Source organism: Coriobacteriaceae bacterium (assembly GCA_025757745.1).
GTDB lineage: Bacteria > Actinomycetota > Coriobacteriia > Coriobacteriales > Coriobacteriaceae > Collinsella.
This window is the reverse complement of record CP107217.1, coordinates 302,121-319,374: the sequence shown is the minus strand read 5'-3', so window position 1 is coordinate 319,374 and position 17,254 is coordinate 302,121. Positions and strand designations below refer to the sequence as shown.

At 57.8% G+C, this 17,254-nt stretch carries 13 protein-coding genes; 4 read left to right on the top strand and 9 right to left on the bottom strand.

Annotation, left to right across the window (positions count from 1 at the left end):
* Positions 1 to 61: 61 nt before the first annotated feature.
* The 4 genes from OGM60_01245 to OGM60_01230 all read right to left on the bottom strand — a co-directional run bounded on the left by OGM60_01245 (position 62) and on the right by OGM60_01230 (position 5,198).
* Entirely contained in the window at positions 62 to 796 is a 735-nt protein-coding gene (locus tag OGM60_01245; GenBank protein UYI99447.1) for a response regulator, read from the bottom strand.
* A 38-nt stretch (positions 797 to 834) separates the two neighbouring features.
* Positions 835 to 2,226 carry a histidine kinase gene (locus OGM60_01240; protein ID UYI99446.1) on the bottom strand — a complete coding sequence of 464 codons (1,392 nt, stop codon included), beginning with the start codon at positions 2,224 to 2,226 and terminating at the stop codon, positions 835 to 837.
* A gap of 112 nt (positions 2,227 to 2,338) precedes the next feature.
* Positions 2,339 to 3,616, bottom strand: a complete 1,278-nt coding sequence (locus OGM60_01235) for an amidohydrolase family protein (protein UYI99445.1) — start codon at positions 3,614 to 3,616, stop codon at positions 2,339 to 2,341.
* Positions 3,617 to 3,746: 130 nt separating this feature from the next.
* Positions 3,747 to 5,198, bottom strand: a complete 1,452-nt coding sequence (locus OGM60_01230) for an APC family permease (protein ID UYI99444.1) — start codon at positions 5,196 to 5,198, stop codon at positions 3,747 to 3,749.
* A 565-nt stretch (positions 5,199 to 5,763) separates the two neighbouring features.
* On the opposite strand from OGM60_01230, the gene OGM60_01225 reads away from it, so the two are divergent.
* Positions 5,764 to 6,594: a C39 family peptidase gene (locus OGM60_01225; GenBank protein ID UYI99443.1), complete on the top strand. Its 831-nt coding sequence runs from the start codon at positions 5,764 to 5,766 to the stop codon at positions 6,592 to 6,594.
* A 373-nt stretch (positions 6,595 to 6,967) separates the two neighbouring features.
* Here the strand turns inward: OGM60_01225 and arcC (OGM60_01220) are convergent, their stop codons facing one another.
* The 4 genes from arcC (OGM60_01220) to OGM60_01205 all read right to left on the bottom strand — a co-directional run bounded on the left by arcC (OGM60_01220) (position 6,968) and on the right by OGM60_01205 (position 11,771).
* Positions 6,968 to 7,930: a carbamate kinase gene (gene arcC, locus OGM60_01220; protein ID UYI99442.1), complete on the bottom strand. Its 963-nt coding sequence runs from the start codon at positions 7,928 to 7,930 to the stop codon at positions 6,968 to 6,970.
* A gap of 23 nt (positions 7,931 to 7,953) precedes the next feature.
* Entirely contained in the window at positions 7,954 to 8,961 is a 1,008-nt protein-coding gene (gene argF, locus OGM60_01215; GenBank protein ID UYI99441.1) for an ornithine carbamoyltransferase, read from the bottom strand.
* A gap of 86 nt (positions 8,962 to 9,047) precedes the next feature.
* Positions 9,048 to 10,292: an arginine deiminase family protein gene (locus tag OGM60_01210; protein UYI99440.1), complete on the bottom strand. Its 1,245-nt coding sequence runs from the start codon at positions 10,290 to 10,292 to the stop codon at positions 9,048 to 9,050.
* Between the two features lie 42 nt (positions 10,293 to 10,334).
* On the bottom strand, positions 10,335 to 11,771 hold the full coding sequence (locus tag OGM60_01205) for a YfcC family protein (protein ID UYI99439.1): 1,437 nt from the start codon (positions 11,769 to 11,771) through the stop codon (positions 10,335 to 10,337).
* A gap of 277 nt (positions 11,772 to 12,048) precedes the next feature.
* Here OGM60_01205 and OGM60_01200 point away from each other — a divergent pair, with 277 nt between their 5' ends.
* The gene (locus OGM60_01200; GenBank protein ID UYI99438.1) at positions 12,049 to 13,299 is read left to right on the top strand and encodes an arginine deiminase family protein; all 1,251 of its coding nucleotides are present in this window, start codon (positions 12,049 to 12,051) and stop codon (positions 13,297 to 13,299) included.
* A 1-nt stretch (position 13,300) separates the two neighbouring features.
* Positions 13,301 to 13,951: a LexA family transcriptional regulator gene (locus tag OGM60_01195; GenBank protein UYI99437.1), complete on the top strand. Its 651-nt coding sequence runs from the start codon at positions 13,301 to 13,303 to the stop codon at positions 13,949 to 13,951.
* Between the two features lie 145 nt (positions 13,952 to 14,096).
* Here OGM60_01195 and arcC (OGM60_01190) read toward each other — a convergent pair whose 3' ends face one another.
* Positions 14,097 to 15,059, bottom strand: coding sequence for a carbamate kinase (gene arcC, locus OGM60_01190; GenBank protein ID UYI99436.1), 963 nt, complete (start codon positions 15,057 to 15,059; stop codon positions 14,097 to 14,099).
* A 659-nt stretch (positions 15,060 to 15,718) separates the two neighbouring features.
* Here arcC (OGM60_01190) and OGM60_01185 point away from each other — a divergent pair.
* The gene (locus OGM60_01185; GenBank protein UYI99435.1) at positions 15,719 to 17,080 is read left to right on the top strand and encodes an ATP-binding protein; all 1,362 of its coding nucleotides are present in this window, start codon (positions 15,719 to 15,721) and stop codon (positions 17,078 to 17,080) included.
* Positions 17,081 to 17,254: the final 174 nt, after the last annotated feature.

Here is a 17,254-nt window from a genome sequence, read left to right as displayed (position 1 = left end):
CATTATGCCCACCGCGCGCCCATACCAAACCTGCGATGGTAAACGACGGCACGCAAGCCTCTTACGCAAGCCCCAGGTGCGACTTGACCTCGGCGGCACGACGACGGGACACCGGCACCGTCGAGCTCACGCGGTCGAGCCTGAGCTCCATCAACCCCGTGGAGCCAATCTCAACATTGTGCACGTCTTCCAAATTGACCAGATAGCTGCGATGAACACGAATAAAGCCCTCGGAGGCCAAGCGACGTTCGAGCGAAGAGATCGACTCATTAATCAGATATGTTCCCTCGGCGCAGACGGCGTTGCAAAAATCGGCACGCGCCTCAAAGTAGCAGACATCCGCCACGGGGATGAACACCTTTTTACCCCCGCGGTCCACCGTCAGGCGAAGGGGCTGGCGCGGGGTATGGACAGCGCGGCGAACACCCAGGGCGGTTTCGATCTTGTCGAGCGCCTTCGACAGGCGCGCGTCCTCGACCGGCTTGACGATGTAATCGACGGCATCGAGGTTATAGGCATCGGCCGCATACTCGGCAAATGCCGTCACAAACACCACGACCGGCGGCGTCTTTAGGTTCTGCAGCGTCTCGGCAAGCTCGATTCCCGAGCGGCCGGGCATCGTGATATCCAAAAACAGCACGTCGGGCTTGTTCGACAGAATCGACTCCACGGCCTCGGTGACATTGCCCGCCTCGGCAATCTGGCCCACACGTGCATCCTTTTCCAGCAGATAACGTAGCTCAGCCCTAATAGGAGGCTCGTCATCAACCACCAAGATGTTCCATCCCTCGGACATATGCGCTTCCCCTCTTTTTCTCTCAATCCAACCGCGTGCTACACCGTCATCGGCGCCGGCTCATGCGGCTCGCCGTTCAGCTCGACGATGACCTGCGTTCCCACGCCCTCCTGGGACTTCACGCGCATGCCAGAATCTTCCCCGTAAAAGAAATGGATGCGCTGAAGCACGTTGAAGAGCGCCAGGCCGCAGCCTCGCTTGATGGAGCCGTCGGCGGTAATGCTCTCGGGCTCCTCTCGGCGATGTTGCTCAAACAGATGCGCGCAGACTTCTTCGCTCATACCGATGCCGTCATCTTCGACGATGATCTCCAAGCCGTCATCGGTCTCAAAAGCCCCAACACGAATAGAAAGCGGCTCGGTCTCGCGCTGCGCATGCTTGATGCAGTTTTCGAGCAGCGGCTGCAAGATAAACGGCGGCACCATGCTGTCGCGCACCTCAAAGTCGATGTCGACCGAAACGCGCAGACGGCCGTCGCCATACCGGGCCTGCATAAGATTGATATAACGAGTGCCCTGTTCCACCTCATGCTCGAGCGTGGTGAGCGTATCGGAGTCAGAAAGCGTCTGACGGTAATAATTGGAAAAATCGATCAGCAGCGATCGCGCCTTGTCGGGCTCGGTTCGAACGAGCGACACGATGGTGCTGATGGTATTGAATAGAAAATGCGGGTCGACCTGCGACTGCAGGGCGCGAAGCTCCACGCGGGCCGTGAGCTCGTCCTGGCGCTCGAGCTCAAAGCTGGCGAGCTGCGTGGAAATGAGATCGGCAAAGCCCGAGGCCAACGCCGTCTGGCGCATATCGATGCTGCTCAGGCGGGGGTAATACAGCTCGAGCGTGCCCACGCAATGCCCGCGCACGGTCAGCGGCGCGACAATGCCGGCGCGCAGACGGGGAAAATAGCCGCCCGTCTCATTGGAGGCGTCGCGCGAAAACACGCTCTGCTCGCCCGTCTCAATCACACTGAGCGTGGTCTTGAGCACGACCGGGGTGCCGGCGGGACACTTTGTCGAATCCTCGCCCCAACTTGCCAACACCTGCTTGCCGTCGGTAAAGCAGATGGCAGAGGCGATGGTCTCGGACAGGATGATTTTGGAGGCGCCCAGGGCAGCTTCGGGCGTAAGGCCACGCGACGTGTAGGCGAATATTTTTGATGCGATGGCGAGCGTACGGTCGGTTGCGCTCGATGTGAGGTCGTCGGGGACCACAAAGACATACGAGAAAAAGAAGCACAGCATGACCAGGCCGGCAATAACGACAACGCCCGGAACGGGATTGGGATTATCGGTTAAATCCCAGATAAGCAGCAGGATAAGCGCCGGAACGACAACACCGAGCAGGATGGCCTGAACCACATGCTGGGCCGCACGAAAGACCTTGGTCGAGTTGTAGCTCTTGCCCAGAATCAGCCTATTGAGATCCACCGTCATCCCCTTCTTACTGACGCACCCCATAGCAATAAAGAGGGCCGCAAGCGACCCTCTCCATTGCATTATGCAATCAAATACTGTGTTTTACATCCAGTCATCGACAAACGGTACCTTAGGCGCTGTATTTGTTACCCTCGCCAAAGGTGCCAGCCTCGACAATCCAGCCGTCCTTCATGATGACGTCCATGTTGTCGGTGTTGAGCACGTGGATGTCGGCGGCGACGTCACCGTTTACGACCAGCAGGTCGGCGCACTTGCCGGCCTCGATGGAACCGGTCTCGTCCTCGATGTGGCACATCTTGGCACCGTTGAGGGTGGCGCAGGTGATGGTCTCGACCGGGGTGAAGCCGATCTTGTCGACGAACTCGTACATCTCCTCGATGGAGCAGGTCCCGTACGGGGTGACGAAGGAGAAGGAGTCGGAGCCGATCGTCATGACGACGCCACGCTTCTTGGCCTCGCGCAGGCAGTCGTAGTTGCGCTGCAGCTCCTTCTCGACCAGGGTGCCCTCGTACTTGTCGTGCAGCTCGGGGACGTAGACGGGCGGATAGGTGGCGTACCAGGTGGGCAGGAAGGCGATCGTCGGGGTGAAGAAGGTGCCCTGCTCGGCCATGAGGTCCATGGTGCGCTCATCGATATCGAAGCCGTGGATCAGCTGCTCGCAGCCAAAGCGAACGGAATCGTAGGCAGCGGCGTGGTTGTTGTAGCAGTGGCTCCACACGGGGATGCCGACCATCTTGGCCTCTTCGACCACAGCCTGGATCTCCTCGGAGCAGTAGTGCTGGTCGCGGCCGGAGTCCCAGCGCCAGATGCCGCCACCGGTAGCCCAGATCTTGATGGCATCGGGGTTCTCGCGCAGGCGACGACGGACGGCCTTACGCAGATCCCAAGGACCGTCGACCTGATCGCCCCAGGGGTGCGATTCCTTGTTGAGCTCCTGGCTGCAGTGATGAGAATCACCGTGGCCGGCAACGCGGCAGAAGCCGAGGCCGGTGGCCAGAACGCGCGGGCCCTTGAAGACGCCCTTGTCGATGCAGTCGCGGATCTGGATACCAAAGCGGCCGATCTCGCAGACGGTGGTGAGACCGTGGGTGAGGCAGTCGTAGGCCTGCTTGACGGCGACGGCCTGCTTCTCGAGGAGCGGCTGCATGACCCAGTCGGTATCATCGTCGGTCAGGTTGCCCGAGAAGTGCAGGTGGGTGTCGATCAGGCCGGGAAGGACGGTCTTGCCGGCGGCGTCGATAACCTCAACGCCCTCGGGAAGGTCCTGCATAGCACCGGCATACTCGATCTTGCCGTTGTCGTCGACGAGAACGAGGGAGTTCTCGACCGGCTCGGCACCGGTACCGTCGATGAGCTTGCCGCCAACGATTGCGTACTTAGTGGACATGGTTCCTCCTTATGGATCCATATAGTGGGCGAGGCCATGTTGGGTTAAGGCCTCACAAAGCTACCCAAGTGCTGCCGGGTTCGGTGCGCGGGAGAGAGGGTTCCGCGCACCCGATCCGCCCGGCTCGGCGTTATTTTTTGCGGGAATTGGTGAAGGCCATGAGGGCCAGGCCAACAGCCAGCCAGCCGATCACGATGCTCCACTCCACCATGTTGAGGGAGGCGGGAGAGAACGGGATCACGAGCAGGCCAATGATGGTGCCGCAGGCAACGATAGCGAGGCTGATGCCAAACTTGCCGCCGGGCACCTCGTAGGGACGAGGCAGGTCGGGCTCGGTGAAGCGCATGCGTAGGCAAGCGAGGGCGACCATGCCGCAGGAGAAGATGAAGGCGAGAGCCGACACGTTGGTCAGAGGGATGAGCATGTTCTTGCCCAGGAACGGACCGACGACGGTGATGACGCCCAGAACGACGCAGGCGAGTTTGGGAGCGCCGGACTTGGGATCGACCTCGGCGAACTTCTCGGGCAGCTGGCCTTTGCGGCCCATGGCGAGCATGATGCGGCTCGTGGCGCCGTAGAAGGAGTTCATCGGGCCCATGGGTCCAAGCGTGGCGATGACGAGCATGGCCAGGTACAGGAGCATGTTGATGCCCTTGAGGCAGGCAAGCGCGGGAACCGGGCTCTTAACAAACTCATGCCAGTCGAGGATGGTGCCGAACGAGTAGATGCAGACCATGTAGAAGCCGCCGGCGGCCAGCAGGGCCAGGGAGATGATCTTACCGAACTTGTTCCAGTTGAGGCCCTCGGCTGCTTCCTCAGCCTGCTGAGGAATGGTGTCGAAGCCGGCGTAGAAGAACGGGGTCAGAACCAGGACCGAAACGATGCCTGCGAACAGGCTGGTGCCCTCGGTAGCAGGCTTGCCGCCGCCAGCACCGGTGACCTGGGAGAACACGGGCATGGCGTTGTCCGGCGAGCCGGTGAACAGCGAGACGCCCATGGCGAGCAGCATGCCGCAGAGCAGGGCCTTGGTCAGGAAGGCCTGCAGCTTGGCGGCCGAGCTGGCACCGCGGAAGTTGAGGAAGATGACGTAGGTTGCAAAGCCGAGCGCGATCAGCGTCGGGAACAGGTAAACGTCGGCGCCCAGGATGGTGTAGAGCTTGATGGCGCGCAGCCACTCAAGGCCGGGCAGGCTGCCGAACATCTCGGACACGAGGGTCGAGATGGCGATGGCCTCCCACGGGCACAGGATGCCGTTGCCCAGGGCCAGGAGCCAGCCGGTGATGTAGCTCATCGTACGGCCAAAGCTACGATCGACATACTCGACGATGCCGCCCGAAATGGGGATAGCAGCCGTGAGCTCACCGAAAACAGCTCCGACGGGCACGAGGAAGATCGCGCCCAAGAGGAATGCGATCATAGCGGGAACGGGACCGCCGCCCACGACCATCCAGTCGCCGACCTGCAGAACCCAGCCGGTACCGATGATGGCACCGAAACCGATGGTGAAGAAGTTCCAGAGCGAAAGCGTTTTCTTCATGCCACCGTTACCTTCGACTGCAACTTCTGCGTTCTTGTCCGCCATTGTTCCCCTCCTTTCCTTATTGACGCCTCTTTGGCGTCACCCCTTGCGCGGTCTGTTTTGCCGCGCACTTTTATTTCGTGGCTTTAAGATACGGCCTCGGCGTCGCGCTACCGCTTATGGCTCGACCGAAGGCAGAACTCGCATATGAGTGGCGCCGTTTTTGGGACGAACGGCACGGTTTGCCGCTCATTGTTGTCGCCCGTCCGACGGGCGTACGCTCATTGGACGCATATAGAAATGTTTTTGAGGCCGTGTGTTTTGCGCCTTTCGTACCGTTTACCGAGCTTTTGACGCTCGGACCCATTTGTTGCACATCCTTTTTGTAGGATAGACAGGTTATACATGAGACAAGGCGGTACGAATGGCATACGGATACAACGACGGTGATCAACGGCGACAAAGCGTTCGCCTTGCTGGCCGCACCACGCCGATGCCCAGAAGTGCCACGAGCAGCAATCCGCAACGCCCTCAAGAGCAACCCGGGCCTTCGTCTCGGCAGCAGACAAACAGAACACGGCAGAGCGGCCGTCCGAGCACGGGCACAAGCGCACAGCAAGATAGCCGCTTGGGCGCGCGCACTCGACAGCGCCAAGCCGAGGTTCCGCAACTGCGCCGCAACGGCGCACGTCAGCCCGGCATCCATATCAACCGCTTCTTTTCGCATCCCCAAGGCGGACGCGACGGCAAGCCCTACCGCTCGACATCGTACGTGAATGCCCCCGCCCTGCCGGCTCGTCGGCTTTGCCTCGCACTGTGCTCTATCCTCATCTGTCTGGTCTTTGTGCTTATGAGCTCCTGTATGTCCCACGGCTCGGCCGGTCTCGAGCCCACCGCCGAGGACAAGCTGCTCAAGGCCCCCGTCGCGCCCGGTTATTCTTTCGCCTTTTCGACTCCGCGCTCGCAATGGCAAGCCGGCACGATGCCCCATATCTATCAGATCGACCCTGCGTGGTCGGAGCTGCCCTATGCCGGTGGCACTATTCGCGAAAACGCTTGCGGTCCCACTTGCCTCACCATGGTCTATATCTTTAAGACCGGCCGCACCGATATGACACCGGTCGACATGTGCGCCCTTTCCGAGGCGGGCAACTATGCCCCCACCGGCGCCACCGAATGGTCATTTATGACGCGCGGCGCATGGCAGCTGGGCCTTAACGGAACGGAGCTTCATAACGATCGCGACTCGATGACTCAGGTGCTGCGTTCGGGAGCGCCCGTCATCGCCGCCGTTCGGCCGGGCACCTTTACCAACGTGGGCCACTACATTGTGCTTTACGGTATTGACGACGCCGACCAGATTGAAGTCTTCGATCCCAACTCGGCCAGCCGCAGCGCCCGACGCTGGGGCGTCGTAGAGGTCCTCAACGAAGTCGAAGCCATGTGGGCCTACTACTAGTCACTGGGGACAGACTTAAATGAGTGGTCTCTGGATGCCCGGAACTGCTGGCACGGAAAGCGCACCCCGCTTTGAAGTTCGATAGCGGGATGCGCTTTCCGTTAGCGGCCTGTTTGGGAAACTGGGGGCCATTTTTCGGGCAAATTCCGGGATGTATTTTCCGGTTGAGGGCCCCGGGGAAACTGTGCCCCATTTTGGACGCTCATTGTGAGATGCACTTTCCGCAGTTGATTGGTGCTACTCATTTAAGTCTGTCCCCAATGACTACCGATAGCAAAAGCCCCGCAGTCGGAGCGGACTGCGGGGCTCATGAAGAGAGGCTAGTCTGTGGGCGCCTTGCCCGGCGCCCACGAGAGAGGCAACGGAGTAGGGACTACTCGTGGATGCGGGTACCGGAGAGGCCGGCCATGGTCTCGGCGGCCTTGTCCAGGGCGCCGATGATGCAGGTGCGGCCCTTGCGGGAACGGGCGAACTTGATGGCAGCGCGGACCTTGGGCTCCATGGAACCCTTGCCGAACTGGCCCTCGTCGGCCAGGCGCTCGGCCTCGTCGGCGGTGAGGTCCTCGAGCTCCTCCTGGTTGGGCTTGCCGAAGTTGATGGCGACGTGCTCGACGGCGGTCAGCAGGAACAGGACGTCGGCGTCGCAGTCCTCGGCCAGCAGCTCGCCGCCCAGGTCCTTGTCGATGACGGCGGGGACGCCCTTGTAGCAGCCCTTGTTCTCGTAGTCGCGGACGACGGGGATGCCGCCGCCACCGCAGGCGATGACGATGAACTCGTTGTCGAGCAGGTTGAGGATGGAGTCGGCCTCGACGATCTTCTTGGGGTCGGGGGAGGCGACGACGCGGCGCCAGCCGCGGCCGGAATCCTCGACGAAGACCTTGGAGGGGTCCTCGGCCATGAACTCCTTGGCCTGCTCCTCGGTGTAGAAGGGGCCGATCGGCTTGGTCGGGTTCTTGAACGCGGGGTCGTCGGGGTCGCACTCGATCTGGGTGACGACGGTGGCGGCGTGCCAGCGCTTGTAGCGCTTGTGCATCTCGCGGCCGATGCCCTGCTGCAGGTGGTAGCCGATGTAGCCCTGGGACATGGCGCCGCACTCGGGCAGCGGCATCTCGGGGGTGCCGATGGCGTCGTGGGCGGCGGCGAAGGCGTTCTGGATCATGCCGACCTGCGGGCCGTTGCCGTGGGTGATGATGATCTCGTTGCCCTGCTCGATAAGACCAAGGAGAGCGTGGGCGGTGTTGCTCACGGCCTCGATCTGCTCGACGGGGTTGTTGCCGAGGGCGTTGCCGCCGAGGGCGACGACAATACGATCGGGCTTTCCGTACGGTTTACTCATAGTGTTCGTTCACTTCCCAGCTACTAGCGAAGCGTCGCGTACATCATGGCCTTAATGGTATGCATGCGGTTCTCGGCCTCCTGGAACACGCGAGACTGCGCGCTCTCAAAGACCTCGTCGGAAACCTCCATCTCGGTCACGCCGAACTTCTCGGCAATCTCGGCGCCGATGGTGGTCTGCGTATCGTGGAAGCTCGGCAGGCAGTGCATAAAGATGGCGCCGGGGTTTGCCTTGGCCATGACCTCGGGCGTTACTCGATAGGGAGAGAGAAGATCGATTCGGCTCTTCCACAGCTCCTCAGCCTGGCCCATACCGACCCAAACGTCCGTATAGATCACGTCTGCATCCTTGACGCCCTCGTCGATATCCTCAGTGAGCTGGATCGTGCAGCCATTCTGAGCGGCGATCTCCTGGCAGCGCTCAAGAAGCTCGGGATCGAAGTGCGTGGCGCCCTCGACATCGCCCTTGGGTCCGCAGGAGCAGAAGTTAATGCCGAGCTTGGCGCAGATAACCATCAGGGAGTCGCTGACGTTGCCCTGCTCCTTACCCATATAGGTGAGCTTCATGCCGCGCGTGTCGCCAAACTCCTCACGCATGGTAAGAATGTCGGCAAGGGCCTGGGTGGGATGGTACTCGTTGGTCAGACCGTTCCAGACGGGAACGCCAGCCTTGGCGGCAAGCTCCTCGACGATCGACTGGTCGGAGCCGCGATACTCAATACCGTCATACATGCGACCGAGCACGCGGGCGGTATCCTCGATGGACTCTTTCTTGCCCATCTGCGACGAGCCGGGGTCGAGGTAGGTCACGCCCATACCCAGGTCCATACCGCCGACCTCGAAGGCACAGCGCGTGCGCGTGGAGGTCTTCTCAAACAGCAGGACAATGTTCTTGCCCTCGAGAAAGCGGTGCGGATAACCGGCGCGCTTCATATCCTTGAAGTTCTTTGAGAGGTCGAGCATGTACTCGATTTCCTCGGACGTAAAGTCAAGCAGGGTAAGAACGCTTCGACCAGAAAGATTAAGAGCCATGATTTGAGTCCTTTCGGTTGTTGGAACACACAAGGAGGGATGGGCGGCGCAGACGCACACGCGCCGCCCAGATACGCTAACGCTGACTAGATTTCCTCACGCCAGAACGGCATGGTCATGCAACGCGGGCCGCCGCGACCGCGAGAAAGCTCCTCGGAGGGAGCGACGAGCAGCTCGACGCCAGCCTTGTAAAGAGCATCGTTGGTGACAACGTTGCGCTCATACACGCAGACCTTGCCCGGTGCGACCGCAAGAGTGTTGGAACCATCGTTCCACTGCTCACGGGAAGCCTCGATCGGATCGCCGCCACCGCACTCAATCATGGTGATATGGTCCATACCCGTCGCAAGCTCGAGGATATGCTGCAGGGTGCCCTCGAGTTCCTCGATATGCACCTCCCCCTCCGAATCGCCCTTGGTCAGGCGGTAGGCACGAAGCGTCTGGTAGATGCCGGGATAGACCGTGAACTTATCGCGATCGACCTGCGTGCAGACGGTGTCGAGGTGCATGTAGGCATAGCCGTGCGGAATCTTGATGGCATAGATGTTCTCGATCTCGGCCTCATCGGAACCCCAGAACATATTCTTGGCGAGCTCATCGATGGCCGCAGTCTGGGTGCGCTCGGAAATACCGATGGCGAGCGTCTTGGCGTTGATGTTGAGGATATCGCCGCCCTCGATATGCCACTCGCTGTTGTGGTCATACCAAATGGGGCTACCGGCGTAATCGGGATGGTTGCGGAGCACCGTTTCGTAGAAGATTACCTCGCGATTGCGCTGATTCCAGTACATGCGGTTCATGGTAGCGCCCTTGCCCACGACAGCCAGGGGGTCACGGGAGAAATACGAGGCGGGCATGGGGAAGAGGACCATATCGTCGCCCTTCAGCTCGTCGCCGTCCATACTGGCAAGAGAACCGCCGACCTTGGGGATCTCGAGGTCGCGAACGTAGAGGCCGCCCATGGCAGCAAGGACAAACTCCTTGTTGTCCTTAATCGAATCAAGCTTCTCGACAACGGCCTGGCGAAGGGCCGCGTTGGAGATGCCGGACTCACCCATGAACTTCGTCATGAACTCTGCGCGAGTGCCCTCGACTTTGTCAAACGTCTCAGCGAGCAGCTCTTCCATATAGACGACCTCGGCGCCAGCGCCGCGAAGAAGGTCGGTAAACTGATCGTGCTCTTTCTGGGCATAGTCCAGATAGAACGCGTCGTGAATCCAAACGCGGTCGAAATCCTCCGCCTTCATGTTTACAAGATCCATACCGGGGCGATGGACGCACACCTTCTTGAGGGCGCCAATCTCGCTATGAACGTTCAGTCCTTTGTTCATCTCTATCCTTCTTTCTCACAACTTGTATGTGGGGTTTTGCATTTACGGCAGGGGGATAAGACCCGAAACCGCAGTGAATGCCATGCAGATAACGCTTACGACCAGGAAGAATTTCCAAGCGACCTTCCACCACTGGCCAAGCGGAATCTTACAGACGCCAAGACCGGCAACGAGCATCGCGCTTGTTGGCGAAATGAGAGACATGGCCGCGCTGCCCATGGAAAGACCAGTAACTGCAGCCTCGGGGTTTAAGCCCATCAGCTCAACAAGCGGGCCGAAAATGGGAATCGTAAGGGCAGCGATGCCCGAGGAGCTCGGAACGAGGATCGACAGAAGGTTATCAACGACATAGAGGATGCTCGTAAAGATAACGGCTGGAACTCCAGTGAGAGCCGTGGCGAGCGTATTGAGAATCGTATCGATGATGAGGCCGTCATTGGCGATTACGAGGATTCCGCGGGCAAGTCCAACAACGATGGCAGAGAACGCGAAGTCTGCAATTCCCTTAACGAACTCGCCGGCGATTTCCTTCTCATTCATCCCGGAAACAACACCCGAAAGAAGGGCCATGGCCAAGAAAATCGCAGAGATTTCGTTCATGTACCAGCCCTGGGCTACCAGGCCCCAAATGATAGCGCCAAGTCCAAGCACGAAAATAACCATGACGGCTTTTTGCCTAGCGGTGAACTCGCTATCGAGGAGATTCTCGTCCGCGCCAAACTCTTTTCGCTTCTCGATATCATCGTGGAAAGCGGGGGATGCTTCGGGGTTTTTCTTAACCTTGAGGGCATACATTACAACCCATGCGACGCCAACCGCAGTAAGCACGACAAGGGCGATAGTACGCAGCCAAAGCTGAGGGTTGCCCTGGATGCCGAGGATGCCCTGAGAAATCAGAACGTTAAACGGATTGACGGTAGATGCGATGTATCCGATACGGGCGCCCACAAACACCGTCATGAACGCCGTAATTGAGTCGAAGCCCATGGCCATCATGATCGGCATAAGAATCGCAAAGAACGGAAGCGTTTCCTCTGCCATACCAAAGGTGCTGCCACCCAAGGCAAAGAGCACCATTAGAATCGGGATGATGAGGACGTCCTTGCTCTTGAACTTCTTCACCACTCGAGCAACGCCGCTCGTGATGGCTCCGGTCGCCGTGATGACCTGGAAGGAACCTCCCACGATCAAAATGAACGCAACGACCTCGACCGCTTGCTGGATACCGATCGCAGGAGCCTCAAGTACTTCGAAGACGCCTTGGCGAAGATCGACCTCGTTGCCGTCCTCGTCCGTATAGACCTTATCGACAGGCGCATAGGTGCCCGAGACCGTTACCTCGCGACCGTTAACCTCCTGGCGCTCAAACGAACCCGAAGGCACGACCCAGGTCAGAACGGCAAATACGGCCATCAAGACGAGAATGATGGTGTACACGTGCGGGACTCGAGGAGTGCGCTTCTTTTCTGTCTCTGCCATCTCTCCTCCTTAATTCAGGGGTTTTTCGTTGCCGGCAAAGCCATTGTGTCATCGCGCAAAACACCCTTCCGTCTCTTCGCCCGCCAACGAAGCGCATCAACCCGTAAACGGATTTCAGATTGATGTAATTTGTCAATTTGCTTTCTAAATTGATGTTTAACATCAATTACTAAGCCGGTTCGTGCCATTCACCTGTGTCAGATATGATGTAAATTGAATCAAACTCGTAATGTGCCACTATGGAAGCAATTAATACTCACCGCCAAAGCGAGGTCACATGTCCGCATTGCATGTTCAAAATGAAATAGGAAAGCTAAAAAAGGTGCTTCTGCACTGTCCCGGCCCCGAAACGCGCAACTACCCCGACGGGCAGTTCAATCGGGTCTTTACGTTGCGTCCGTCTAGCAGCTCATTCGATCTTGATAAAGCCCTTAGGGAGCATCATGCTTACTCGGCGATGCTCGAGCACGAAGGGGTAGAGATTCTCTATCTTGAAAACCTTCTTACCGAAGCCCTTGATGCGACAGAGCAAGCGCGTCGCTCTTTTATCGATAGCTACATTTCAGAATGCGGCGCGCGGGGCATTGAGCTCGAGTCTGCCATTCGCGAGTATCTCGAGCGCATCGAAGGCTCCCGCGCCCTTGCTCAAGCAGCAGTCAACGGCATCCGCTACTCCCAGGTCTTCAACACAGATAAAGAGGTGTTCAGCCTCACGAAACTGACGGCAGACGCATACTCACCTGACGATCTTCTCGTAAGCCCCCTTAACACCATGTGGTTCACACGCGATCCGGCGAGCGTCATCGGCGAAGGCGTTACGCTCAACCACATGTACTGGCCAGAGCGCAACCGTGAGGTTATCGCCTACAAAACGATTTTTACCTATCACCCAGATTTCCGCGAGACCCCTCAGTTCTTCAAGCATGAATCGACTTACCACATTGAAGGCGGCGACCTGCACAACCTCAACAGCGAAAACATAGCCGTTGGAATCTCGCAACGAACCGAGCCGGCGGCGATAGACACTTTAGCAAATAACTTGCTGTGGGATGAGAACTCGACTATTGAGTCCGTATGGGCCATTCAGGTCCCCTACGATGACCTCTGCATTCATCTCGACACATATTTCACTCGCGTTGACTACGAGACATTCCTCGTTGCTCGGGAGCTTCTCGACCAAGCGCGAGTCTACCGCATTACGCGGGGCAGATCGGAAGGGACAACCCGTGCGTGTCATGTCGCAGGCGGACTGAAAGAAGCGTTGCGATTAGCCCTAGGTTCAAGTTCGTTGCAGTTTATCCTTTGCGGTGGCTCAAATCCCGGAGCAGCAGAGGTCGAAAGGACCAACAATGCCACAAGCACCCTTTGTTTGGAGCCAGGCAAGGTCTGCGTATACGAAGAAAACGCCGAAACCAACAAAGCGCTGGAGCAGGCCGGTATTGACCTTATTCCCATCTCTATCTTTGAGCTGACAAACGGCTTTGGCGGCCCCAACTGCCTCTGCCTCCCCCTCGTCCGCACTTCATAACATGGGAACGGGTCAAAACATAAAGGCGCTTCGCAAGCGCGACCAGCTAACGCAGGAGGAGTTCGCGGCACTCATCGGCGTCTCCAAAGAAACGGTATGCCGCTGGGAAAAGGACCGCTATACAATCCGCCGCTCAACGTTGCTCAAGATAGTATCGAAATTTAACCTGCAGCTCGACGACCTCACATCTGAAACCGCAGGGCTTGCCGCAAAGCTCGACCACGAGGGGCGGAAGGGGGAATCCAAAGAAGTCACTACTGATTCCCTTTGCGATGTATTTAAAATCTTGAAGAATGGAGGCAGAACGGGACTTAAACAAACCGGAATAACCGCGCTTCCCTCATCCGTATTCAAGAAACATCGCGGGTGCTTCTTTGTTCAAATGGACACGTCCGCCATGTCCAAATGCTACCCGATTGGATCCCTTCTCCTCGTGGATCCAAACCTGAAACCCTGGAACGGATGCTCCGTCCTCGCTTTGGCCGATAATTCAAGAATCGTCATACGTCGTTATAGCACCGGAACGAACACAGTGATGCTGTCATCCTACTCATATCGCACGTCGGAACCGGATATCGTGCTGGACAAACGCCGAATTAGGATTCTGGGAGTCATCGTCTGGTTTCAGGCGTCTCATGATTTGAGCGTCTAATCAAATTTGATCTTGTTTACCTCCCCATATGCTCACAACTCAACAGCAAAAGCCCCGCAGTCGGAGCGGACTGCGGGGCTCGTGAAGAGAGGCTAGTCTGTGGGCGCTTTGCCTGGCGCCCACGAGAGATGCAACGGAGTAGGGACTACTCGTGGATGCGGGTACCGGAGAGGCCGGCCATGGTCTCGGCGGCCTTGTCCAGGGCGCCGATGATGCAGGTGCGGCCCTTGCGGGAACGGGCGAACTTGATGGCGGCGCGGACCTTGGGCTCCATGGAACCCTTGCCGAACTGACCCTCGTCGGCCAGACGCTCGGCCTCGTCGGCGGTGAGGTCCTCGAGCTCCTCCTGGTTGGGCTTGCCAAAGTTGATGGCAACATGCTCAACGGCGGTCAGCAGGAACAGAACGTCGGCGTCGCAGTCCTCGGCCAGCAACTCGCCGCCCAGGTCCTTGTCGATGACGGCGGGAACGCCCTTGTAGCAGCCCTTGTTCTCGTAGTCGCGGACGACGGGGATGCCGCCGCCACCGCAGGCGATGACGATGAACTCGTTGTCGAGCAGGTTGAGGATGGAGTCGGCCTCGACGATCTTCTTGGGATCGGGGGAGGCGACGACGCGACGCCAGCCGCGGCCGGAATCCTCGACGAAGACCTTGGAGGGGTCCTCGGCCATGAACTCCTTGGCCTGCTCCTCGGTGTAGAAGGGGCCGATCGGCTTGGTCGGGTTCTTGAACGCGGGGTCGTCGGGGTCGCACTCGATCTGGGTGACGACGGTGGCGGCGTGCCAGCGCTTGTAGCGCTTGTGCATCTCGCGGCCGATGCCCTGCTGCAGGTGGTAGCCGATGTAGCCCTGGGACATGGCGCCGCACTCGGGCAGCGGCATCTCGGGGGTGCCGATGGCGTCGTGGGCGGCGGCGAAGGCGTTCTGGATCATGCCGACCTGCGGGCCGTTGCCGTGGGTGATGATGATCTCGTTACCCTGCTCGATAAGACCAAGGAGAGCGTGGGCGGTGTTGCTCACGGCCTCGATCTGCTCGACGGGGTTTTTGCCGAGGGCGTTGCCGCCAAGGGCGACGACAATACGATCGGGCTTGCCAAGAGGCTTAGACATTGCTGGAATCCTTTCTGTAAAAGGTCTACAACCCATTAATAACCCGCGCCCGTGCGATACGCGAGTTTATTAAGGTTTATATTCTCTTTATCGCTCATTTTATTCATTTTGAAAACAGTTGAACGGTGAACGGTCGTTTTTATCCGCTCAGCGTACAGAACCCCAGCTCACACATGTTTACTTCATCTACATGCGACTTTATTTAATTAGAGCCGAGATTAGGCTGGATTATGCAAACTATATCTTTGCTAAACACATAACCGACACTGCAATTATTTACTCGCACTATACGAGATTCTATGCACTTGCAAGACAAGTATGCACCCCTGCAATAACACGGGGCTTTTCATCCAACAAAAGGGATAGCCGAACGCGCTTCACTTTGCGGCAATCGATTGTGAGTTCGCAGTATGGAACTTTACCGTCGGATACTGCATGAACGCCGTTGACGCCCTCTCGCTCCTGCGCGCCCAGGCAATCGAGAACACCAGCGGCGTCCCCAGTCTTTTTGCATGGCACCGCGCCGGCTCGATGGCTCTGGGACCTAAGCGAATCTTTGCTATCTGCCAATTTTTGTATGATTTGGGTCATTCCTATCTGCCAATTTTTGTATGATTAGGGGCAAATCTATTTGCCAATTTTTGTCATTGAGGGGTTTTATGCTACGCCGTAAGGTCACTGACAGGCTTTTGAGCTGGAAGAACAACTCCAATAAAGCGTTGCTTGTTACTGGTGCGCGTCAGATTGGCAAGAGCTATGCAATTCGCGCGTTTGGTAAAGACAACTACGCGTCGTATTTTGAGGCCAATTTGCTGCTCGATGCCGAGGCAAGAGATGTGCTCATTGGCGCTAAGAACGCCGTTGACTTTATCAACCGCGTGGCCCTTCTTGCGGATGCACCGCTTGTTGAGGGAGATACGCTTATCTTTGTCGATGAAATACAGGAGCATCCGCAGATCGTCACGCTCATGAAGGCATTGGTCGAGGACGGGCGCTTTAGCTATGTCTTCTCGGGGTCTATGCTTGGGACTGAGTTTAAGGGGATCTCTTCTTTCCCGGTGGGGTATGTCGAGCACATTGTTATGCGGCCAATGGATTTTGAAGAGTTTTGTTGGGCAAACAGCATCAGCGAGAATGTGCTTGCAGACATCCGCAGCTGCCTTGTCGAGAGGCGTTCCGTCGAAAACTATATTCATGAGGCGATGCTCAAAAACTTTAGAGCTTATATCGTTTGCGGCGGCATGCCGGAGGTCGTACAGAACTATATCGATTCGGGTTATTCACTCGTGAGGACGCGTGAGCTTCAAATTCAGCTGGTCGATCAGTACAAAAGTGATATCTCTAAATATGCATCGACTCGAGCGTTTAACGTTCGCGCGATTTTCGAACAAATTCCCGTTCAGCTTGAGGCGGAGTCCCATCGCTTTGTTGTTTCATCCCTGGGCGAGGGGGCTCGCCTTCAAAAATACGAGCAGGATTTCCTATGGCTGGTGAACGCGGGCGTTGGATTGATGGTCCCCCAGGTGACGGAGGCACGAAGTCCTCTCAAGAGGACGGAGAAAGCGACGGCCTTTAAACTTTACGAGTCCGATACGGGTATGCTCGCATCGCGGTATCCCGGCAGCACGGCACGCGCTGTATATCTAGATATGAAAACCCCCAACCTCGGCGGTCTCTATGAGAACGTGGTCGCGCAGGAGCTTGTTGCTCTCGGGGCGGATGCGTGGTACTACCAGACACGCGAAGTCGGTGAAGTTGACTTTGTGGTCGAAGGCGCCCACGGACACGTTATCCCGATCGAGGTCAAATCGGGCAAGAAAGTTCGAGCACATGCAGCCCTCGACCGTTTGATGAGTGTGGGCGAGTACAAAATTCCCGAGGCCGTTGTGCTGAGCCACGAAAACCTTTGCAAAGAGGGCAAGATCCTGTACGTTCCAATCTATATGACATTCTGTCTCGATGAGTTTATGGAAAAGGACGACCCCAACAACGATTTCTCGTTTGCACCCATATCTCTCTAGGTCATCTGAGTCCGCAAGCCAGCCCCCACGCCCAAAGTACTGCGCCTTTCGCGCCAAAGGCGCGAAACAGCAAGGGGATAGAAGGCAGCGACAACCAACTCCCCCACTATGCCCAAAGTGCTGCGATGTTTCGCGCAAAGCGCGAAACAGCACTGGGGCAGCAGAAGGCCACAA

Bases quoted from the DNA above. Each gene is read 5' to 3' on its own strand.
- OGM60_01245 (UYI99447.1), bottom strand. From the start codon at position 796: ATGTCCGAGGGATGGAACATCTTGGTGGTTGATGACGAGCCTCCTATT.
- OGM60_01240 (UYI99446.1), bottom strand. From the start codon at position 2,226: ATGACGGTGGATCTCAATAGGCTGATTCTGGGCAAGAGCTACAACTCG.
- OGM60_01235 (UYI99445.1), bottom strand. From the start codon at position 3,616: ATGTCCACTAAGTACGCAATCGTTGGCGGCAAGCTCATCGACGGTACC.
- OGM60_01230 (UYI99444.1), bottom strand. From the start codon at position 5,198: ATGGCGGACAAGAACGCAGAAGTTGCAGTCGAAGGTAACGGTGGCATG.
- arcC (UYI99442.1), bottom strand. From the start codon at position 7,930: ATGAGTAAACCGTACGGAAAGCCCGATCGTATTGTCGTCGCCCTCGGC.
- argF (UYI99441.1), bottom strand. From the start codon at position 8,961: ATGGCTCTTAATCTTTCTGGTCGAAGCGTTCTTACCCTGCTTGACTTT.
- OGM60_01210 (UYI99440.1), bottom strand. From the start codon at position 10,292: ATGAACAAAGGACTGAACGTTCATAGCGAGATTGGCGCCCTCAAGAAG.
- OGM60_01205 (UYI99439.1), bottom strand. From the start codon at position 11,771: ATGGCAGAGACAGAAAAGAAGCGCACTCCTCGAGTCCCGCACGTGTAC.
- OGM60_01200 (UYI99438.1), top strand. From the start codon at position 12,049: ATGTCCGCATTGCATGTTCAAAATGAAATAGGAAAGCTAAAAAAGGTG.
- OGM60_01195 (UYI99437.1), top strand. From the start codon at position 13,301: ATGGGAACGGGTCAAAACATAAAGGCGCTTCGCAAGCGCGACCAGCTA.
- arcC (UYI99436.1), bottom strand. From the start codon at position 15,059: ATGTCTAAGCCTCTTGGCAAGCCCGATCGTATTGTCGTCGCCCTTGGC.
- OGM60_01185 (UYI99435.1), top strand. From the start codon at position 15,719: ATGCTACGCCGTAAGGTCACTGACAGGCTTTTGAGCTGGAAGAACAAC.